General features: G+C 50.6%; 19 protein-coding genes. 15 read left to right on the forward strand and 4 right to left on the reverse strand.

Features of this window, described 5'->3' with window-relative positions; genetic code table 11:
• The first annotated feature begins 125 nt into the window (after positions 1–125).
• Entirely contained in the window at positions 126–1,841 is a 1,716-nt protein-coding gene (locus tag ACK8NJ_RS00115) for a solute:sodium symporter family transporter (RefSeq protein ID WP_411962019.1), read from the forward strand.
• Positions 1,838–3,331: a sulfatase-like hydrolase/transferase gene (locus ACK8NJ_RS00120; RefSeq protein ID WP_411962020.1), complete on the forward strand. Its 1,494-nt coding sequence runs from the start codon at positions 1,838–1,840 to the stop codon at positions 3,329–3,331. The genes ACK8NJ_RS00115 and ACK8NJ_RS00120 overlap by 4 nt, the downstream gene beginning before the upstream one ends.
• Before the next feature lie 46 nt (positions 3,332–3,377).
• On the opposite strand, the gene yidI is transcribed toward ACK8NJ_RS00120, so the two are convergent.
• Positions 3,378–3,827 carry a protein YidI gene (gene yidI, locus ACK8NJ_RS00125; RefSeq protein ID WP_411962021.1) on the reverse strand — a complete coding sequence of 150 codons (450 nt, stop codon included), beginning with the start codon at positions 3,825–3,827 and terminating at the stop codon, positions 3,378–3,380.
• Between the two features lie 108 nt (positions 3,828–3,935).
• Here yidI and ACK8NJ_RS00130 point away from each other — a divergent pair, with 108 nt between their 5' ends.
• From ACK8NJ_RS00130 to ACK8NJ_RS00140, 3 genes are read left to right on the forward strand one after another with little or no spacing between them, the layout of a single operon-like run.
• Positions 3,936–4,283, forward strand: a complete 348-nt coding sequence (locus ACK8NJ_RS00130) for a YidH family protein (RefSeq protein ID WP_000703959.1) — start codon at positions 3,936–3,938, stop codon at positions 4,281–4,283.
• The gene (locus ACK8NJ_RS00135; protein ID WP_001113437.1) at positions 4,273–4,635 is read left to right on the forward strand and encodes a DUF202 domain-containing protein; all 363 of its coding nucleotides are present in this window, start codon (positions 4,273–4,275) and stop codon (positions 4,633–4,635) included. The genes ACK8NJ_RS00130 and ACK8NJ_RS00135 overlap by 11 nt, the downstream gene beginning before the upstream one ends.
• Positions 4,632–5,129, forward strand: coding sequence for a radical SAM protein (locus ACK8NJ_RS00140; RefSeq protein ID WP_000148043.1), 498 nt, complete (start codon positions 4,632–4,634; stop codon positions 5,127–5,129). The genes ACK8NJ_RS00135 and ACK8NJ_RS00140 overlap by 4 nt, the downstream gene beginning before the upstream one ends.
• 7 nt (positions 5,130–5,136) lie before the next feature.
• On the opposite strand, the gene emrD is transcribed toward ACK8NJ_RS00140, so the two are convergent.
• On the reverse strand, positions 5,137–6,321 hold the full coding sequence (emrD, locus tag ACK8NJ_RS00145) for a multidrug efflux MFS transporter EmrD (protein WP_001306726.1): 1,185 nt from the start codon (positions 6,319–6,321) through the stop codon (positions 5,137–5,139).
• An 81-nt stretch (positions 6,322–6,402) separates the two neighbouring features.
• Between emrD and ysdE the strand changes: the two genes are divergently transcribed.
• Entirely contained in the window at positions 6,403–6,477 is a 75-nt protein-coding gene (gene ysdE / locus ACK8NJ_RS00150) for a protein YsdE (protein WP_211180519.1), read from the forward strand.
• A 123-nt stretch (positions 6,478–6,600) separates the two neighbouring features.
• Here ysdE and tisB read toward each other — a convergent pair whose 3' ends face one another.
• The gene (gene tisB, locus ACK8NJ_RS00155; RefSeq protein WP_000060506.1) at positions 6,601–6,690 is read right to left on the reverse strand and encodes a type I toxin-antitoxin system toxin TisB; all 90 of its coding nucleotides are present in this window, start codon (positions 6,688–6,690) and stop codon (positions 6,601–6,603) included.
• 564 nt (positions 6,691–7,254) lie between these two features.
• Between tisB and ivbL the strand changes: the two genes are divergently transcribed.
• From ivbL to uhpT, 9 genes are all read left to right on the forward strand, one after another.
• Positions 7,255–7,353, forward strand: a complete 99-nt coding sequence (gene ivbL / locus ACK8NJ_RS00160) for an ilvB operon leader peptide IvbL (protein ID WP_001312198.1) — start codon at positions 7,255–7,257, stop codon at positions 7,351–7,353.
• 105 nt (positions 7,354–7,458) lie between these two features.
• Positions 7,459–9,147 carry an acetolactate synthase large subunit gene (ilvB, locus tag ACK8NJ_RS00165; RefSeq protein WP_096931016.1) on the forward strand — a complete coding sequence of 563 codons (1,689 nt, stop codon included), beginning with the start codon at positions 7,459–7,461 and terminating at the stop codon, positions 9,145–9,147.
• Positions 9,148–9,150: 3 nt separating this feature from the next.
• The gene (gene ilvN, locus ACK8NJ_RS00170) at positions 9,151–9,441 is read left to right on the forward strand and encodes an acetolactate synthase small subunit (protein WP_001181706.1); all 291 of its coding nucleotides are present in this window, start codon (positions 9,151–9,153) and stop codon (positions 9,439–9,441) included.
• A 1,075-nt stretch (positions 9,442–10,516) separates the two neighbouring features.
• Positions 10,517–10,999 (forward strand): hypothetical protein, encoded by a 483-nt coding sequence (locus ACK8NJ_RS00175; RefSeq protein ID WP_143365078.1) that lies wholly within the window; start codon positions 10,517–10,519, stop codon positions 10,997–10,999.
• A 274-nt stretch (positions 11,000–11,273) separates the two neighbouring features.
• A complete protein-coding gene (locus tag ACK8NJ_RS00180) occupies positions 11,274–12,713 on the forward strand; it encodes a hypothetical protein (protein WP_157914468.1) in 1,440 nt (479 codons plus the stop codon).
• 161 nt (positions 12,714–12,874) lie between these two features.
• Positions 12,875–13,465: a transcriptional regulator UhpA gene (uhpA, locus tag ACK8NJ_RS00185; RefSeq protein WP_000633668.1), complete on the forward strand. Its 591-nt coding sequence runs from the start codon at positions 12,875–12,877 to the stop codon at positions 13,463–13,465.
• On the forward strand, positions 13,465–14,967 hold the full coding sequence (gene uhpB, locus ACK8NJ_RS00190; protein WP_001308147.1) for a signal transduction histidine-protein kinase/phosphatase UhpB: 1,503 nt from the start codon (positions 13,465–13,467) through the stop codon (positions 14,965–14,967). Before uhpA ends, uhpB begins: the two co-directional genes overlap by 1 nt.
• A 9-nt stretch (positions 14,968–14,976) precedes the next feature.
• Entirely contained in the window at positions 14,977–16,296 is a 1,320-nt protein-coding gene (uhpC, locus tag ACK8NJ_RS00195; protein WP_001301991.1) for an MFS transporter family glucose-6-phosphate receptor UhpC, read from the forward strand.
• A 255-nt stretch (positions 16,297–16,551) separates the two neighbouring features.
• Complete coding sequence (gene uhpT / locus ACK8NJ_RS00200; RefSeq protein ID WP_000879194.1) at positions 16,552–17,943, forward strand: hexose-6-phosphate:phosphate antiporter; 1,392 nt, start codon at positions 16,552–16,554, stop codon at positions 17,941–17,943.
• Between the two features lie 46 nt (positions 17,944–17,989).
• On the opposite strand, the gene adeD is transcribed toward uhpT, so the two are convergent.
• A complete protein-coding gene (gene adeD / locus ACK8NJ_RS00205; RefSeq protein ID WP_411962022.1) occupies positions 17,990–19,756 on the reverse strand; it encodes an adenine deaminase in 1,767 nt (588 codons plus the stop codon).
• Between the last annotated feature and the right edge of the window lie 14 nt (positions 19,757–19,770).

The following is a 19,770-nucleotide window of genomic DNA, read 5'->3' on the forward strand; positions in this document are numbered from 1 at the left end:
AACAGAAAACAATCCGTTCAGGGATACGATGTTTGTATTTTAAGAATCTGACTGCCTGACCCGACGCATTTTACCTCTCCCTATATTCATGCGTCCGGGACATAAACATAAATAAGGGCTATGAGATGAATTCGTTACAAATCTTGAGTTTTGTCGGTTTTACGCTGCTGGTGGCGGTCATCACCTGGTGGAAGGTCCGCAAAACAGATACCGGATCGCAACAAGGCTATTTTCTTGCCGGACGTTCACTAAAAGCGCCGGTTATTGCCGCTTCGTTAATGTTAACCAACCTTTCCACGGAACAACTGGTTGGTCTTTCCGGGCAGGCCTACAAAAGCGGCATGTCGGTGATGGGCTGGGAAGTCACTTCTGCGGTGACGCTGATCTTCCTCGCGCTAATCTTTTTACCGCGCTATCTGAAGCGTGGCATTGCCACCATCCCCGATTTTCTGGAGGAACGTTATGATAAAACGACGCGTATTATCATCGACTTCTGCTTCCTCATTGCCACCGGCGTCTGCTTTCTGCCGATTGTTCTCTACTCCGGCGCGTTGGCGCTCAACAGCCTGTTTCACGTCGGGGAATCGCTACAGATTTCTCACGGTGCGGCTATCTGGCTATTGGTAATTTTGCTTGGTCTGGCGGGAATTTTGTATGCGGTGATCGGCGGACTGCGCGCAATGGCAGTGGCGGACTCCATTAACGGTATTGGGCTGGTTATTGGCGGGTTGATGGTGCCGATATTTGGCCTGATCGCGATGGGCAAGGGCAGCTTTATGCAGGGCATTGAGCAACTTACCACCGTTCACGCCGAGAAATTAAACTCAGTCGGCGGCCCGACCGATCCTTTGCCGATTGGCGCGGCATTTACCGGTTTAATTCTGGTGAACACCTTTTACTGGTGTACAAATCAGGGCATCGTGCAACGCACGCTGGCGTCAAAAAGCCTGGCGGAAGGGCAAAAGGGGGCGCTGTTAACGGCGGTGCTGAAAATGCTCGACCCGCTGGTACTGGTGCTGCCAGGGTTGATTGCGTTTCATCTGTATCAGGATCTACCGAAAGCCGACATGGCCTACCCGACGCTGGTCAATAACGTTCTGCCAGTGCCACTGGTGGGTTTCTTCGGCGCGGTGTTATTTGGTGCGGTGATCAGTACCTTCAACGGCTTTCTGAATAGCGCCAGTACGTTATTCAGTATGGGTATTTACCGTCGCATCATTAACCAGAATGCCGAGCCGCAACAGCTGGTCACCGTCGGGCGCAAATTTGGTTTCTTTATCGCTATCGTTTCGGTGCTGGTCGCGCCGTGGATCGCCAACGCGCCGCAGGGGCTATATAGCTGGATGAAACAGCTCAACGGTATTTACAACGTGCCGCTGGTTACCATCATCATTATGGGCTTTTTCTTCCCGCGCATTCCGGCGCTGGCGGCAAAAGTGGCGATGGGGATTGGCATAATCAGCTACATCACCATCAACTATCTGGTGAAGTTCGACTTCCATTTCCTCTATGTGCTGGCCTGTACGTTCTGCATCAACGTGGTCGTGATGTTGGTGATCGGTTTTATCAAACCGCGCGCCACGCCGTTCACCTTCAACGATGCGTTTGCGGTGGACATGAAACCGTGGAAAAACGTCAAGATCGCGTCAATTGGCATCCTGTTCGCGATGATTGGCGTCTATGCCGGGCTGGCTGAATTCGGCGGCTACGGTACGCGCTGGTTAGCGATGATCAGTTATTTCATTGCCGCCGTAGTGATTGTCTACCTGATTTTTGACAACTGGCGGCATCGTCACGACCCAGCCGTAACCTTTACTCCCGACGCGAAGGATAGCCTATGAAACGCCCCAATTTTCTGTTCATCATGACCGATACCCAGGCCACCAATATGGTCGGTTGCTATAGCGGTAAACCGCTGAATACGCAAAATATTGATAGTCTGGCGGCGGAAGGTATTCGCTTTAATTCCGCCTACACTTGTTCACCGGTTTGTACGCCTGCACGCGCCGGACTATTCACCGGTATCTACGCTAACCAGTCCGGCCCGTGGACCAACAACGTCGCGCCAGGCAAAAACATCTCCACTATGGGGCGCTACTTTAAGGATGCCGGCTATCACACCTGTTACATCGGCAAATGGCATCTCGACGGTCATGACTATTTCGGCACTGGCGAGTGTCCGCCGGAGTGGGACGCTGATTACTGGTTCGATGGGGCGAACTATCTTAGCGAACTGACGGAAAAAGAGATTAGCCTGTGGCGCAATGGCCTAAACAGCGTCGAAGATTTACAGGCGAACCATATCGACGAAACCTTCACCTGGGCGCACCGCATCAGCAATCGGGCGGTAGATTTTCTGCAACAGCCCGCGCGCGCCGACGAACCTTTCCTGATGGTGGTTTCGTATGATGAGCCGCATCACCCGTTCACCTGTCCGGTGGAGTATTTAGAGAAATACGCTGATTTTTACTACGAACTTGGCGAGAAATCACAGGATGACCTGGCGAACAAACCGGAACATCACCGCTTATGGGCGCAGGCGATGCCATCGCCAGTCGGTGATGACGGGCTTTATCACCATCCGCTCTATTTTGCCTGCAATGACTTTGTTGATGACCAAATCGGACGTGTCATCAATGCCTTAACGCCAGAGCAACGTGAAAATACGTGGGTCATTTATACCTCCGATCACGGTGAAATGATGGGCGCACATAAGCTGATCAGTAAAGGAGCGGCGATGTATGACGACATCACCCGTATTCCGCTGATCATCCGTTCGCCGCAAGGGGAGCGGCGACAGGTCGATACGCCAGTCAGTCATATCGATTTACTGCCGACAATGATGGCGCTGGCAGATATTGAAAAACCAGAGATTCTGCCGGGGGAAAATATCCTTGCCGTAACAGAGCCACGCGGCGTGATGGTGGAATTTAACCGCTACGAGATTGAGCATGACAGCTTTGGCGGTTTTATTCCGGTGCGTTGCTGGGTGACGGATGACTTTAAACTGGTACTCAACCTCTTCACCAGTGATGAACTTTACGATCGCCGTAATGATCCAAATGAAATGCATAACCTGATAGATGATATCCGTTTTGCCGACGTTCGCAGCAAAATGCATGACGCGTTATTGGATTACATGGACAAAATTCGCGATCCGTTCCGCAGTTACCAATGGAGCCTGCGTCCGTGGCGTAAAGATGCACGGCCGCGCTGGATGGGGGCATTTCGTCCACGCCCACAAGATGGCTATTCGCCAGTGGTACGCGACTATGACACCGGCCTACCGACGCAAGGAGTGAAGGTGGAGGAGAAAAAACAGAAGTTCTGACGATAATGCCCGCTGATGATCACCCGGCGGGCATTATTCAGGCTGCTTAAACCAGCGAACCGCCGGTCAGGAAGGAAAAGATAAGGAATATCAGCAAAATGCTGCACACGATGCCGATACCAAAAAGCAAGGTATGGAAAGCCAGCGTCCCGCCGCCAAAAACCAGCGCGCCGCGAATACCCCAGCGATTTTCCTTACGCATACCGCCAATAAATGCGCAAAGTAGCGCAGCAATGGCCAGTGCGATACCGCTTTGATCGAGGATTTTATCGATATCTACGTTCTCTTTTTTCTCCACGGTGGTAATTTTTTCGCCTTTTATTCCGGCGAGAAGACCTCTTTTAATTTCAGCCGTTTTGTCCGCCACGATGCTTTCAAGCGTTGGCGGTGGTGCGGAAAAAGGGCCGAATGAAAAGTGGATAATCCCCATCATTAAAGCGATGGCACCGAACAGCATGCCCAATGAACTGATTTTAGTTTGCGCTATGATACCCATCTGACCTCCTTGTAGCGGATGGCAAAAGCATATCAGGAAACGGGCGGACGAAATTCTTAAAAAAAACCGCTAAAGATAGAGCGTTAGTGAAATTGCAAAGGAGCAACAATGAAAATTTCCCGCCTCGGAGAAGCGCCCGATTACCGCTTCTCGCTGGCTAATGAGCGTACTTTTCTGGCGTGGATCCGTACTGCACTAGGATTTCTGGCGGCGGGAGTTGGGCTTGATCAACTTGCGCCAGATTTCGCCACGCCCGTCATTCGTGAACTGCTGGCGTTGTTGTTGTGTCTGTTTTCCGGCGGATTAGCGATGTATGGCTACCTGCGCTGGTTACGCAATGAAAAAGCGATGCGTCTGAAAGAGGACCTGCCTTACACCAACAGCTTATTAATCATCAGCTTAATATTGATGGTCGTAGCGGTGATCGTCATGGGACTGGTGTTGTATGCCGGATAGCCGCAAAGCCAGACGCATTGCCGACCCAGGGCTGCAGCCGGAGCGTACATCACTGGCGTGGTTTCGTACCATGCTGGGCTACGGCGCGTTGATGGCGTTGGCTATCAAACACAACTGGCACCAGGCGGGCATGTTATTCTGGATTTCGATTGGCATTCTCACCATCGTGGCGCTGATCCTCTGGCACTACACCCGTAATCGCAATTTAATGGATGTCACGAATAGCGATTTTTCCCAATTTCACGTAGTCCGTGACAAATTTTTGATCTCCCTCGCGGTGTTATCTCTCGCAATACTGTTTGCTGTAACGCATATACATCAACTTATCGTATTTATTGAGAGAGTCGCATGACAGGAAGTCAGGTCATTGATGCTGAAGAGGACAGGCATAAACTGGTTGTAGAGTACAAGGATGCTCTGCAACCTGCCGATTTTTATCACAATTTCAAACAACGGGGTATCCGCTCCGTACAGCTCATTCCCCATCTTGAATTTGATGACCGGGGCGATCTGACGGCCGCTTCGGTGACAGCAGAGCTGTGGGGGAAATTTTTAATTGCCCTGTTTGAGTGTTGGGTGCGGGCAGATATCAGTCGTATCTCGATTGAGCTTTTTGACGCCACCTTACAAAAATGGTGTGGCAGCGAAAACCCGCAACCGCGCCGTGGCTGCCAGGCGTGCGACTGGCATCTGCTGTGTCCGCACGCTCGGGAGGAGATGCCAGACAGCGTGCTTTGTGCGGGCTATCAGGCGTTTTATTCTTACTCTGCGCCGCATATGCGGGTGATGCGTGATCTGATAAAGCAGCATCGTTCTCCCATGGAGCTGATGACGATGCTGCGGTGACGTGAGCTTAAACGGGCTGCCCCTGATGCGACATCCGCGTCGCCAGCGGTAGCCAGCACAGCACGATCAACAATCCCATTAAGGTCATCAACAACCCCAGGCTGCCCTGACCGGTTTGCGGCAACATCGCAGAGAGCGACGCCAGCACGCCGGAACCAATGTTTTGTAGACCGCCGACCAGCGCGCCAGCCGTGCCCGCTAGGAAAGGGAACGGCTCCATCGCGCCGCTGGTCGCCAGCGGAAACAGCATCCCGGCACCGAAAAAGAACAGCGCGGCGGGAACGAGCAGCGTCCAGACATTCATCACGCCAAACCAGTCGGGGATCCACATCAGTAAGCCAGCCAGCAGGCAGCAGATAACCGACTGCCACATCAACGTTGAGAAGCGTTTATTAGGACGTCCGGCAAACCATGCCCCAAAAAATGCCGCCGGAATCGGCAGAATAAACAAAATACTGACCGTCATACTGCTCAGCCCTAACACCGCGCCCATCAGCACGCCGGAGCAGGCTTCAAAGGCGGCAATCCCGGCCAGACCGCCAATCAGCATCAGCAAATAACAGTTAAAACCGCTGTTACCGAAAAGCGTTTTATAACTGGTAAGCAGGCGCGTGCGCGGTGCGTCGACCGGACGCGTTTCCGGCATCCAGCGGGCCATACTGAAGGTCACACCGGCACAAAGTACCAACAAAAAGAGATAACAGGCGCGCCAGTTCCACATCGTATCCAGCAGACCGCCGATTAGCGGTGCGAGCAACGGACTGACAAGAATTCCCATGTTTAACAGGCTATTAGCATGGCGCAACTGTGTCCGTTCATATAAATCACGCGGCAAAGTACGCGCCATTACGCCGCCAACGCCGGTGCCCATCCCCTGCATCGCGCTGGCGGCAATCAATACTGTCAAACTGGAGGTCGTGACCGCGACCAGCGTTGCCAGCATAAAAATGGACATTCCGACGAGGATCACCGGTCGGCGACCCACACGGTCGGAAATCGGGCCATAAAACAGCTGTGAGACACCGTAAGTCAGCAGATAAGCGCCCATTACGCTCTGCACCGCCCCTTCACGGACGTTGAGATCGCGCGCCATATCGGCAATAGCTGGAATATAAATGGTTTGCGCCATCTGACCGACGGCCACGAGTAATACCAACATCAATAACAAATTGACGTTTCTATGCCTTTTCATTATCACGGATGCTTTTATAAAAATAATTAGAATAAGTCACTACGCATTCCCATAAATGCGGGAGAGGAATCTATCACATTGATAAATGTTAGCCAGATATACGCCAGGAATGGGGAATTGTTTAGCGGCAGAATATGTAAACAAAAGCGGCAATAAATGTTGCCGGGAGGGATGGTAGGGCGGATAAGATGCATCAGCATCGCATCCGACACCAACCCGCACGCTAAATATGAAAGGGGAGCGGTTACCCGCTCCCCTTTGGTGCGACTTGAATCTGAATTACTTCAGGTATTTCAGAACAGCATCAAGCAGTTGCAGTGCTGCAACAATGAGTTTGAGGATAAGAATGGCGATATCCACCAGGCTCATACGCGTCTCCTGTGGTTCAGGAGCACTGCCAGCTGACGTACCTTTCCGCTGCCTGTTGCCAGCTGTTGTGCACGCAGTATCTCAAGGAGAAACGTTGTGCTTGTTGACATAACACAGTGTGCTCACGCGGGGTTAAGGCGCTGACGGCACCACCCGTTTCAGCCAGGACTTAGTGCGCCGGGTAACGATGCGGCCCCCGCATAACACATTGCGTACAGTGATATTATAGAAGTTTACTGTATAAATAAACAGTAATATTTGGACAAAACGCAAACTGTGATCGATACTCAACTATGCACTAAATACGTCAAAATTCGTGCCGAAATTGCGCGTTCTGCGCGGAACACGTATACTTTCTGTGTTGACATAATACAGTGTGCTTTGCGGTTACCAGCCGCGGGCGGCTGACGAAACCTCGCTCCGGCGGGGTTTTTTGTTACCTGCAGTACAGTACAAAACGTGATCAACCCCTCAATTTTCCCTTGCTGAAAAATTTTCCATTGTCTCCCCTGTAAAGCTGTGCTTGTATAAATATTGTTAAACACAAAACCAACAAGGTCCCCAATGACTACTTCCATGTTCAACGCAAAACTACTACCAACTGCGCCATCCGCCGCAGTGGTCGTCGTGCGTGTGGTGGTGGTCGTCGGCAATGCGCCGTAGGGACTGGAACAACACACGATTCCAAAACCCCGCCGGCGCAAACCGGGCGGGGTTTTTCGTTTAAGCACCTCCCGGAAAGTCGGCCCAGAAGAAAAGGACTGGAGCATGGCAAGTTCGGGCACAACATCGACGCGTAAGCGCTTTACCGGCGCAGAATTTATCGTTCATTTCCTGGAACAGCAGGGCATTAAGATTGTGACGGGCATTCCGGGCGGTTCTATCCTGCCTGTTTACGATGCCTTAAGCCAAAGCACGCAAATCCGCCATATTCTGGCTCGCCATGAACAGGGCGCGGGGTTTATCGCTCAGGGAATGGCGCGCACCGACGGTAAACCGGCGGTCTGTATGGCCTGTAGCGGGCCGGGTGCGACTAACCTGGTGACCGCCATTGCCGATGCACGGCTGGACTCCATCCCGCTGATTTGCATCACTGGTCAGGTTCCCGCCTCGATGATTGGCACCGACGCCTTCCAGGAAGTCGACACCTACGGCATCTCTATCCCCATCACCAAACACAACTATCTGGTCAGACATATCGAAGAACTCCCGCAGGTCATGAGCGATGCCTTCCGTATTGCGCAATCAGGCCGCCCTGGCCCGGTGTGGATAGACATTCCTAAGGATGTGCAAACGGCCGTTTTTGAGATTGAAGCACAGCCCGCGGTGGCAGAAAAAGCCGTCGCGCCCGCCTTTAGCGAAGAAAGCATTCATGACGCAGCGGCAATGATTAATGCTGCCAAACGCCCGGTGCTTTATCTGGGCGGTGGTGTGATCAATGCGCCTGCGCGAGTGCGTGAACTGGCGGAGAAAGCGCAGCTGCCTACCACCATGACTTTAATGGCGCTGGGTATGCTGCCAAAAGCGCATCCGCTGTCGCTGGGTATGCTGGGGATGCACGGTGTGCGCAGCACCAACTATATCTTGCAGGAGGCGGATCTGCTGATTGTTCTCGGCGCGCGTTTTGATGACCGGGCGATTGGCAAAACCGAGCAGTTCTGCCCGAATGCCAAAATTATTCATGTCGATATCGACCGCGCAGAGCTGGGTAAAATCAAGCAGCCGCACGTAGCGATTCAGGCGGATGTTGATGACGTGCTGGCGCAGCTGATCCCGCAGGTGGAAGCGCAACCGCGTGCAGAGTGGCACCAGTTGGTAGCGGATTTGCAGCGCGAATTCCCGTGTCCAATCCCGAAAGCGTGCGATCCATTAAGCCATTACGGCCTGATCAACGCCGTTGCCGCCTGTGTCGATGACAATGCGATTATCACCACCGATGTGGGTCAGCATCAGATGTGGACCGCGCAAGCTTATCCGCTCAATCGCCCACGCCAGTGGCTGACCTCCGGTGGGCTGGGCACGATGGGCTTTGGTCTGCCTGCGGCCATTGGCGCGGCGCTGGCGAACCCGGATCGCAAAGTGTTGTGTTTCTCCGGCGACGGCAGCCTGATGATGAATATTCAGGAGATGGCGACCGCTAGCGAAAATCAGCTGGATGTCAAAATCATTCTGATGAACAACGAAGCGCTGGGGCTGGTACATCAGCAACAGAGTCTGTTCTACAAGCAGGGCGTTTTTGCCGCTACCTATCCGGGAAAAATCAACTTTATGCAGATTGCCGCCGGATTCGGCCTCGAAACCTGTGATTTGAATAACGAAACCGATCCGCAGGCTGCATTGCAGGAAATCATCAATCGCCCTGGTCCGGCACTGATCCATGTGCGCATTGATGCCGAAGAAAAAGTGTACCCGATGGTGCCGCCAGGTGCGGCGAATACAGAAATGGTGGGGGAATAAGCCATGCAAAACACAACTCATGACAACGTGATTCTGGAACTCACCGTTCGCAACCATCCGGGCGTAATGACCCACGTTTGTGGCCTTTTTGCCCGCCGCGCTTTTAACGTTGAAGGTATTCTTTGTCTGCCGATTCAGGACAGCGACAAAAGCCATATCTGGCTACTGGTCAATGACGACCAGCGTCTGGAGCAGATGATAAGCCAAATCGATAAGCTGGAAGATGTGGTGAAAGTGCAGCGTAATCAGTCCGATCCGACGATGTTTAACAAGATTGCGGTGTTTTTTCAGTAAGGAGCGACATTAAACCGCTCGGGGGAGTTACTGATGAGCGATTTTTGATAGATCCGTTCAGATATATAGGGTGAAATTGTGCCAGAGACCATCTCAGGCACAATTTATTAGCCCAGGACGTTAATTTAAGTCGCTGCACCGGTAACCTGGGGGTGACAGTTAGGGCTAAATTTTCCAGCGATGGTTTTAAATTCTGATTGCTGTCTATACCAGTGGTCATGACCAGCATTCTATTAATTAATGGTTCATCGTGAGGTATATTATGGCAAGCCCTATAAACAGCGGAACAATGATGTCAAATCCCTGCCCTTCCACCTTTTTGGATAAAAATAGAATTATTGCTGCTGAGCTTAATATCACAAATAACGAGAAAAAATATTCACCTGGCAGTAATTTCGCAAAATGGATGTTACAGGAAATAAAACGCTTAATAGCAAATATTATGTCCGGTTCTCGCAGTGTTAATACCGAAATCCTTAACTATTTTCACCCTATGCCAGGCACTGAAAATAATGGCAATCGTACCTGGATGGCGGCAACTGGAGAGAACGAATATACCGTAATCGAACAAACAGGTGGCAAATCCTTTAAAGTTATACAGTTTGATGCAGGTGAAAAAAATACAAAAAAAATAGTAAAAGAAACATCATATTCTGGAGTGGCTGTGGCGACTATTATCAAATCGCTGTCTGAAAAAACTGCTGCGTTAGAAACACATTCTGCTGACACGGTTTTGAGGAAAAAATTAGTTAATAGTATTGTTATGATGAATACGGATTGTAGTTACGAAATGCCTGCAGACATTGTGAGTAATACATATGATTTATTAAACCTGCGAATTCAAAAAGATGAGGGCCATTTACCTGTTCAGGAAAAAATTGATATTACTGAGGATTATTTACACTCTATGACTATGGATGCTCATAGATGTATAAAAGAACAAACTAAACCAAGTGGCGCTGCAAAAATAACTTGCTGTGGTGTTGAGTTAAGTAAAGATATTCTTAAAATATTTGCAAGCAAAATTGAAATAATTGAAAAAGATCTAAGTTATAGTCAAAAGACACCTGAACAATTGGTTGCACAGGTATGCTTTAATGATGATGATTGTGCTCGGGTAAGAGAATTATTAAAACAATCAAACGGTAATATTACGGATGATAAGATTGATGAAATAATCGCTTGCTTAGCCAGTCCTCAGGGGATTACATGTTTTTATTATTCTTCCGCACAAGGCTATCAGACTTGCTTACAACATACATCTCAAGATGTTCGCGAGTTACTCTCAAAAAGTATTGATAGTTTCATTTCACCAACAGTGGATTTAAAAAAATCAGGAAATTCTTTTTTTGGGTCTGGAAAGTATCTTAATGAAATGGATTTTACTATAAATGGGTTTAGTCAGAAGATGTATTCGATGGCGGTTAATAATGTTGGAAATGAAGTTAAGCTTCAGTGTTCTCGTTATTTTACTACCGGTAGGGTCGACGAACAAAACTCCAAAATCGATAAAGTCACTTTTACATTTTTCGGTGCCGCAACAACTGCTGATTTATGATTTTTGCCTGATAAATCGCGTTTATCATTAAGGTGAACGCGTATTGTTAACCGTCTGTGTATAAACAGTCTTTTGAAATAATGAGCGATTTTTGATAGTGAATAAGTAGAGTTAGTGATGCAATTGCATTGGGAAAATCGTTAAAAATTAACGACACATGGTCTTATTATTGAAATAAATGAAATATAGCGGTTAGCATTGACATATTTATCATGCTAACCATTGATGCTTCTAAAATGTCAAAATATGCAAAGTGTCATATTGCGAGGTTACTATGGTTAGTGTGACGAGTTATACATATCCAACGGAAACAGAGAATGATAATAGCCAGTTTCAGAGTCAGAGTCAGAGTCAGGGCCTGAGCCAGAGTCTAAGAGATAGTATCGAGGGTAATATTGCTGCATTTGATGCGATGGAACAAAGCGGCCTGCTCGATAATTGTAGAACATTATCTAAAGATGCCACTTTTCGTGAAGTTTTCCGAAATATATTATTATACATTTTAGATTCTTTTCATATCTATCGGCATGATATCAGTGGTAAATTGGTTTCTTATTTTCATGTTACGCCTGAATCAGCGAATGCGAATTATAAGACATGGATCGCTACCACAGGCATGGATAGCTATATAAAAATTGAGCAGACCGGCAGTGATAAGTTTAAAGTCACTGATGTGTATCGTGAGTTAAAAGGCAACAGTTTGAAAAAACAGAGTAGAGACAGGGATTTTAGTGGTCGTAATGTGAAAGAGTTTATAGGGTTATTATCAGAGCACGATGTATTGGAAAAGTATCAACTCTCAAAAGTAGCAGTTGCTGCAAATGCTCTTAAGCAAGAAATTGTTAATAATAACTCTGAAATTAAATGCAGCTTTGGAGTTACTGATGCTGAGCGCCAATTAAAAAAAGCGTTAAATGAACAAGCTCAATTAACTCCAGATAAATTAATTCCAGATGATTGTAGTTATAAATCAGACATAAAAAAACTAGATGTTCAGGAGGGAGAGTTTAGTGCACTTCTTGCTGATGCATCAAGACACGTTGGAGAGGGTAGCTCAATTATTTCATGTTGTGGAGTTAAAATAAATAGCACAATCCATGAATTTCTGCGGGGTAAAACCATGGCTTTGTCTGGTCATGGAGGTGTTAGAAAATATAAAGATTTCGAAAAACTTTTTAGTGAAATTGTATTTACGCCAGATGAATGTAATATTGTGAGAAACTCTCTACAGAAAGATGGTGTTGAGATAAATATCACAGAGAATATTATTTCTTGCCTCTCCAGTATTTCAGGAATAGGTAACCTGTATTATGCTTGTTCACAGGCATTTCCTGTCGCGCTTGATAGGGGGGATATTAATGCAATACAGGCAAACGATTCTGTTTCTGCCGGGCTTAATAATAACCCAGGGTTTTGTGCTTTGCTGGGAAAAACAAATTTTCTTGTTGCTGACTTTTCACAGCATACATTCACACAAACTCATTATATTGTAAAAGCCGAAATAAATGAAGCTGGTAACGATTTTAATATTGCTAATTTCATTTATCGAACATACGGTGAGGATTATATTCATAACGACTCAGTGGATGACTCTCTTAATGAGCGTTCCGCTGAAGATTATAGGTTTCTGGATGACTCTTTGTTACCTGAAAACGATTTCCGCAACAGGAGGAGAAATTTTTCAGGCAATATTGCAATCGCAACCTACAAATAATTCGCTTTTTCTCAATAACACGTACCAAACGCTTACCTTTCAGGTAAGCGTTTTGACGATAAGCTCAACATCATTAAGCCAATACATACCCCATATCCAACTTGAACAACATCGCGCTTATCGTTAAGGTATGCGCGTTTTTTATCCGCCAGGACCCAATCATGATCACCGTTGCACTTATAGACGATCACCTCATCGTCCGCTCCGGCTTTGCGCAGTTGCTCGGACTGGAACCTGATTTGCAAGTAGTTGCCGAGTTTGGTTCGGGGCGCGAGGCGCTGGCGGGGCTGCCGGGGCGCGGTGTGCAGGTGTGTATTTGCGATATCTCCATGCCCGATATCTCCGGTCTGGAGCTGCTAAGCCAGCTGCCGAAAGGTATGGCGACAATTATGCTCTCCGTTCATGACAGTCCGGCGCTGGTTGAGCAGGCGCTTAACGCGGGGGCGCGCGGCTTTCTCTCCAAGCGTTGTAGCCCTGACGAACTGATTGCTGCGGTGCATACGGTTGCCACAGGCGGCTGTTATCTGACGCCGGATATTGCCATTAAACTGGCATCCGGTCGCCAGGACCCGCTAACCAAACGTGAACGCCAGGTGGCGGAAAAACTGGCGCAAGGAATGGCGGTGAAAGAGATTGCTGCCGAACTGGGCTTGTCACCGAAAACGGTACACGTCCATCGCGCCAATCTGATGGAAAAACTGGGCGTCAGTAACGACGTTGAACTGGCGCGCCGTATGTTTGATGGCTGGTGATGAAGACGTTGTTCTCCCGCTTAATTACCGTTATTGCCTGCTTTTTTATCTTCTCTGCCGCATGGTTTTGCCTGTGGAGTATCAGCCTGCACCTGGTTGAGCGCCCTGATATGGCGGTGCTGTTATTTCCGTTTGGTCTGCGTCTGGGGCTAATGCTGCAATGCCCGCGCGGATACTGGCCGGTGCTGCTGGGCGCGGAGTGGCTGCTGATTTACTGGCTAACGCAGGCGGTCGGGTTAACCCATTTTTCCTTATTGATGATCGGTAGTTTACTGACGTTACTGCCCGTGGCGCTGATCTCGCGCTATCGCCATCAACGTGACTGGCGCACCTTGCTGTTACAGGGTGCGGCGTTAACGGCGGCGGCGTTGTTGCAGTCGCTGCCCTGGCTTTGGCACGGCAAAGAGTCGTGGAATGCGCTGTTGCTGACTTTAACTGGCGGCCTGACGCTGGCCCCGATATGTCTGGTGTTCTGGCACTATCTCGCCAATAACACCTGGCTGCCGCTCGGGCCGTCGTTAGTTTCTCAACCGATCAACTGGCGCGGGCGGCATCTGGTCTGGTACTTGCTGCTGTTTGTTATCAGTCTCTGGCTCCAGTTGGGCTTGCCGGACGAACTGTCGCGCTTTACGCCATTCTGTCTGGCGCTGCCGATTATCGCGCTGGCCTGGCACTACGGCTGGCAAGGGGCGCTGATTGCGACGTTGATGAACGCCATCGCGCTGATCGCCAGTCAAACCTGGCGCGATCATCCGGTGGATTTATTGCTCTCGCTGCTGGTGCAAAGTCTGACAGGGTTGTTACTGGGCGCAGGCATCCAGCGGTTGCGTGAACTTAACCAGTCGCTGCAAAAGGAACTAGCGCGCAATCAGCATCTCGCTGAACGTTTGTTAGAAACTGAAGAGAGCGTGCGCCGTGATGTGGCGCGTGAGCTGCACGACGATATCGGCCAGACCATCACTGCTATTCGTACTCAAGCGGGCATTGTTCAGCGGCTGGCGGCAGATAACGCCAGCGTGAAGCAGAGCGGGCAGCTCATCGAACAACTGTCGCTGGGCGTGTACGACGCGGTGCGCCGTTTGTTAGGGCGGTTGCGTCCGCGCCAGCTGGATGATCTCACCCTGGAGCAGGCCATCCGCTCACTGATGCGGGAAATGGAGCTGGAAGGGCGCGGTATTGTCAGCCATCTCGAATGGCGAATCGATGAGTCCGCGTTAAGTGAAAACCAGCGTGTGACGCTGTTTCGCGTCTGCCAGGAAGGGCTGAACAACATTGTGAAACATGCCGATGCCAGCGCGGTCACCCTGCAAGGCTGGCAGCAGGATGAACGGTTGATGCTGGTAATTGAAGACGATGGCAGCGGTTTGCCGCCGGGTTCCGGGCAACAAGGTTTTGGCCTCACCGGAATGCGCGAGCGCGTAACGGCGCTGGGCGGCACATTACACATTTCCTGTCTGCACGGCACGCGTGTCAGCGTTTCTCTACCTCAACGCTATGTCTAAGGTTTGATGATGTTGCCGTTTCTGAAAGCGCCTGCCGATGCGCCATTAATGACTGATAAACATGAAATTGATGCCCGCTATCGCTACTGGCGTCGGCATATTCTGCTGACCATCTGGCTGGGTTACGCGCTGTTTTACTTCACGCGGAAAAGTTTTAACGCCGCCGTACCAGAAATCCTTGCTAACGGCGTGCTCAGCCGTAGCGATATCGGCCTGTTAGCGACCCTGTTTTACATTACCTACGGCGTGTCGAAGTTTGTCTCCGGCATTGTCAGCGATCGCTCAAATGCCCGTTATTTTATGGGGATAGGGCTTATCGCGACGGGCATCATCAACATTCTGTTTGGCTTCTCGACGTCGCTATGGGCGTTTGCCGTACTCTGGGTGCTGAACGCCTTTTTCCAGGGCTGGGGTTCACCGGTGTGTGCACGTCTGTTAACGGCCTGGTATTCTCGTACCGAGCGCGGTGGTTGGTGGGCATTATGGAACACGGCGCATAACGTTGGTGGTGCGCTCATTCCCATTGTGATGGCAGCAGCTGCGCTGCATTACGGCTGGCGTGCCGGGATGATGATTGCGGGTTGTATGGCGATCGTCGTGGGGATTTTTCTCTGCTGGCGGCTGCGCGATCGCCCGCAGGCGTTAGGTTTACCTGCGGTTGGTGAATGGCGGCACGATGCGCTGGAGATTGCTCAACAACAAGAAGGGGCAGGGCTGACGCGTAAAGAGATCCTCACCAAGTATGTGTTGTTGAATCCGTATATCTGGCTGCTTTCGTTTTGCTATGTGCTGGTCTATGTGGTCCGGGCGGCAATCAACGACTGGGGCAATTTGTATATGTCCGAGACGCTGGGCGTCGATCTGGTCACGGCGAATACGGCAGTGACGATGTTTGAACTGGGCGGATTTATCGGTGCGCTGGTAGCGGGTTGGGGCTCGGACAAACTGTTTAACGGCAACCGCGGGCCGATGAATTTGATTTTCGCCGCCGGAATTTTGCTTTCAGTCGGTTCGCTGTGGCTGATGCCATTTGCCAGCTACGTGATGCAGGCAACTTGCTTCTTCACCATTGGTTTTTTTGTCTTTGGCCCGCAGATGTTAATCGGCATGGCGGCGGCAGAATGTTCCCACAAAGAGGCGGCAGGGGCGGCGACGGGGTTTGTCGGCTTGTTTGCTTATCTGGGGGCGTCGCTTGCTGGTTGGCCGCTGGCGAAAGTGCTCGATACCTGGCACTGGAGCGGATTTTTTGTGGTTATCGCCATTGCCGCCGGGATTTCCGCACTGCTGTTACTGCCCTTTTTGAACGCCCAGACACCGCGCGAAGCGTGATGCATCTCACCTTTTTACTTCATATCCGGCAAAACTAAGAAATTTTCCAGGTTTTGCCTGGACGCTATCTCAGGCCTGATTTGCTGCTGATTTTTACAATGCCATCATTCATTAATTCTTTCCCAAAATAATTCAAGTTGCAGGAACGCAGCAAACGCGTGAGTCCCGGGAGCATAGTGAACTATGTGACCGGGAGGAATGCGTGCAGCTAAGTCACCTGCGGCTTGAAGTATGAAGGGAAATCAGGAGTAACCCATGCTGGCTTTCTTAAACCAGGTTCGCAAGCCGACCCTGGACCTTCCGCTCGAAGTGCGGCGCAAAATGTGGTTCAAACCGTTCATGCAATCCTACCTGGTGGTCTTTATCGGCTACCTGACGATGTACCTGATTCGCAAGAACTTTAACATCGCGCAGAACGATATGATTTCGACCTACGGGTTGAGCATGACGCAGCTGGGGATGATCGGCCTGGGTTTCTCCATCACTTATGGCGTGGGTAAAACGCTGGTTTCCTACTACGCCGACGGCAAAAACACCAAACAATTCCTGCCGTTCATGCTGATCCTGTCTGCCATTTGTATGTTGGGCTTCAGCGCCAGTATGGGCAGCGGCTCGGTTAGCCTGTTCCTGATGATTGCCTTCTACGCCTTAAGCGGCTTTTTCCAGAGCACCGGCGGTTCGTGCAGTTACTCCACCATCACCAAATGGACGCCGCGTCGTAAGCGCGGGACCTTCCTCGGTTTCTGGAACATTTCTCACAACCTTGGCGGTGCAGGCGCAGCGGGTGTGGCGCTGTTCGGCGCAAATTACCTGTTCGATGGTCATGTCATCGGCATGTTTATTTTCCCGTCGATTATCGCGCTGATTGTCGGTTTTATCGGCCTGCGTTACGGCAGCGACTCCCCGGAATCTTATGGCCTCGGCAAAGCTGAAGAGCTGTTCGGCGAGGAGATCAGCGAAGAGGACAAAGAGACAGAATCTACCGATATGACCAAGTGGCAGATCTTTGTTGAGTATGTGCTGAAAAACAAAGTGATCTGGCTGCTGTGCTTCGCCAACATTTTCCTCTATGTGGTGCGTATTGGTATCGACCAGTGGTCAACTGTGTACGCGTTCCAGGAACTGAAACTCTCTAAAGCGGTGGCGATTCAGGGCTTTACGCTGTTTGAAGCTGGCGCGCTGGTCGGTACGCTGCTGTGGGGCTGGCTCTCTGACCTGGCGAACGGTCGCCGTGGCCTGGTGGCCTGTATCGCGCTGGCGCTGATTATCGCCACGCTCGGTGTGTATCAACACGCCAGCAACGAATATATCTACCTGGCTTCTCTCTTTGCGTTGGGTTTCCTGGTCTTTGGCCCGCAATTGTTGATTGGTGTGGCTGCTGTTGGCTTTGTACCTAAAAAAGCGATTGGCGCTGCCGATGGTATTAAAGGCACCTTTGCTTACCTGATTGGCGACAGCTTTGCCAAGTTAGGTCTGGGAATGATTGCCGATGGGACGCCAGTATTCGGCCTTACCGGCTGGGCAGGCACCTTCGCTGCGCTGGATATCGCCGCGATTGGTTGTATTTGCCTGATGGCGATAGTGGCGGTGATGGAAGAACGCAAAATCCGCCGCGAGAAAAAAATTCAGCAGTTGACAGTGGCATAAACGTAACTGGTGACTTTTGCCCGGCATGACGCCGGGCTTTTTTTTATTATTCAGTGACTTCCAGCGTGGTGAAGGCAAACATCTCGCCATCAAACAGCCCCTGGCTGGTTAGTTTCAGCGCGGGGATCACTGGCAGGGAAAGAAACGCCATCTGAATAAACGGTTCATCGGGTAACGGACCGCATTCACGGGCGGCGGCTTTCAAGGCGTCAATTTGCTCCGCCAGCGACTGCGCCGTGTCGGTGCTCATCAGCCCGGCAATGGGTAACGGCAGATGGCTTTGGACCTGGCCGTTACGTACCACGCACAACCCGCCGCCATCCTGAATCACCTGATTGACCGCCAGCGCCATCTCTTCGGCACTGCGACCGATCACCACAATATTATGGCTGTCATGGCTGACCGTCGCAGCCAGCGCGCCTTCATTCAGGCCAAAGCCGCCGAGCAAACCACAGGCCGGAGCCAGTCGTTGCCCGTAACGCTCAAGTACGGCAATAAAGCACACATCATCGCGATCAAAACCATTTTCGCTGTAGACGCTGGAGTGGGAGTGCGTAATCAATTCGTTATGGATGACGTCAATGACCCGATAGCGTTTTCCGGGCGTAAATTGCAGGGCAAAGTCGCTGGCGGAAACAGGCTGGCGGGCAATGGTATTGCCATACGGCGGAGCGGATTGTGCCAGTCTCGCCGACTCTTCCGCCTGTAAGGTTTGCGCATCAATCGGCTCGCCTTTCACCAGTACCTGCTGCACCGTGACCTTACGCGCATCGCTCAACAGGACGATATCGGCCTGCTTGCCGGGTGCCAGTAAGCCGAGGTGATTCAGACCAAAGTGGCGCGCCGTCGACCAGCTGGCGACGCGATATGCCACATGCAGCGGCACATTGTGTTGTTCGATCAGGCGGCGAATTAAGGCATCGATGTGTCCTTCATGGGCGATCTCCCACGGGTTACGGTCATCAGTACAGAGCATGCATTGCGGGCTGTTAAATTCGTTGATCAACGGTGCCAGTGCGTTGAGATTGCGGGCAGCGGACCCTTCGCGGATCATCAACGACATGCCGAGTTGTAATTTCCGGCGTCCTTCTTCCAGCTGATAACTTTCGTGGCAGTTTTCAATACCCGCAGCAATATAGGCGTTAAGTGCTTTACCACCCAAACCCGGGCAGTGACCGTCCAGCGTCAGGTGGCGAAATGCATCCAGTTTATCGAGCAGCGCATTCTGCCCGCTAATTACGCCAGGGTAGTCCATCATTTCTGCAAGGCCGGTAACCTGCGGATGGTCCCGCCAGGCGTGCATCTGTTCAAGGGTAAAACTGGCACCGTTAACATCGCAGCCTTCCAGAGCGGGTACGCAAGAGCTGACCTGTAAGTACTGGTTTTGCCTTGCCTGTTCGGCACAGCGGGCAAACCAGGCGAAACCGGCTTCGCCCATCACGTTGACGATTTCATGAGGATCGCAAATAACAGTTGTCAGGCCGCGCGGCAGGGTGGCGGTTTCAAAGGTGACCGGCGTCATCATGCTGGATTCAATATGCAGGTGAGCATCAATAAACCCTGGCACCGCCGTTGCGCCGTGGGCATCAATCCGCTGCAAAGCCGGAGCATCAGTGTATTCTGCGCCAACACCGGCAATGTAACGTCCTTTAATCACAATTGGGCCGGAAATTTCTCCGCCATTGATCAGGTCGAGAATAGAGACATTATCAATAATATAATCGGCAACAGCGTCGCCACGGGAAACGGCTAACAATTCCTGGTATTTCGCCCGGCTAATGTGATGAAATTTATGGCTAATAGAATTATTCATATTTTTCTCATTTT

Source organism: Escherichia sp. F1 (assembly GCF_046764225.1).
GTDB classification, from domain to species: domain Bacteria; phylum Pseudomonadota; class Gammaproteobacteria; order Enterobacterales; family Enterobacteriaceae; genus Escherichia; species Escherichia coli.

Bases quoted from the DNA above. Each gene is read 5' to 3' on its own strand.
- ACK8NJ_RS00115 (WP_411962019.1), top strand. From the start codon at position 126: ATGAATTCGTTACAAATCTTGAGTTTTGTCGGTTTTACGCTGCTGGTG.
- ACK8NJ_RS00120 (WP_411962020.1), top strand. From the start codon at position 1,838: ATGAAACGCCCCAATTTTCTGTTCATCATGACCGATACCCAGGCCACC.
- yidI (WP_411962021.1), bottom strand. From the start codon at position 3,827: ATGGGTATCATAGCGCAAACTAAAATCAGTTCATTGGGCATGCTGTTC.
- ACK8NJ_RS00130 (WP_000703959.1), top strand. From the start codon at position 3,936: ATGAAAATTTCCCGCCTCGGAGAAGCGCCCGATTACCGCTTCTCGCTG.
- ACK8NJ_RS00135 (WP_001113437.1), top strand. From the start codon at position 4,273: ATGCCGGATAGCCGCAAAGCCAGACGCATTGCCGACCCAGGGCTGCAG.
- ACK8NJ_RS00140 (WP_000148043.1), top strand. From the start codon at position 4,632: ATGACAGGAAGTCAGGTCATTGATGCTGAAGAGGACAGGCATAAACTG.
- emrD (WP_001306726.1), bottom strand. From the start codon at position 6,321: ATGAAAAGGCATAGAAACGTCAATTTGTTATTGATGTTGGTATTACTC.
- tisB (WP_000060506.1), bottom strand. From the start codon at position 6,690: ATGAGCCTGGTGGATATCGCCATTCTTATCCTCAAACTCATTGTTGCA.
- ivbL (WP_001312198.1), top strand. From the start codon at position 7,255: ATGACTACTTCCATGTTCAACGCAAAACTACTACCAACTGCGCCATCC.
- ilvB (WP_096931016.1), top strand. From the start codon at position 7,459: ATGGCAAGTTCGGGCACAACATCGACGCGTAAGCGCTTTACCGGCGCA.
- ilvN (WP_001181706.1), top strand. From the start codon at position 9,151: ATGCAAAACACAACTCATGACAACGTGATTCTGGAACTCACCGTTCGC.
- ACK8NJ_RS00180 (WP_157914468.1), top strand. From the start codon at position 11,274: ATGGTTAGTGTGACGAGTTATACATATCCAACGGAAACAGAGAATGAT.
- uhpA (WP_000633668.1), top strand. From the start codon at position 12,875: ATGATCACCGTTGCACTTATAGACGATCACCTCATCGTCCGCTCCGGC.
- uhpB (WP_001308147.1), top strand. From the start codon at position 13,465: ATGAAGACGTTGTTCTCCCGCTTAATTACCGTTATTGCCTGCTTTTTT.
- uhpC (WP_001301991.1), top strand. From the start codon at position 14,977: ATGTTGCCGTTTCTGAAAGCGCCTGCCGATGCGCCATTAATGACTGAT.
- uhpT (WP_000879194.1), top strand. From the start codon at position 16,552: ATGCTGGCTTTCTTAAACCAGGTTCGCAAGCCGACCCTGGACCTTCCG.
- adeD (WP_411962022.1), bottom strand. From the start codon at position 19,756: ATGAATAATTCTATTAGCCATAAATTTCATCACATTAGCCGGGCGAAA.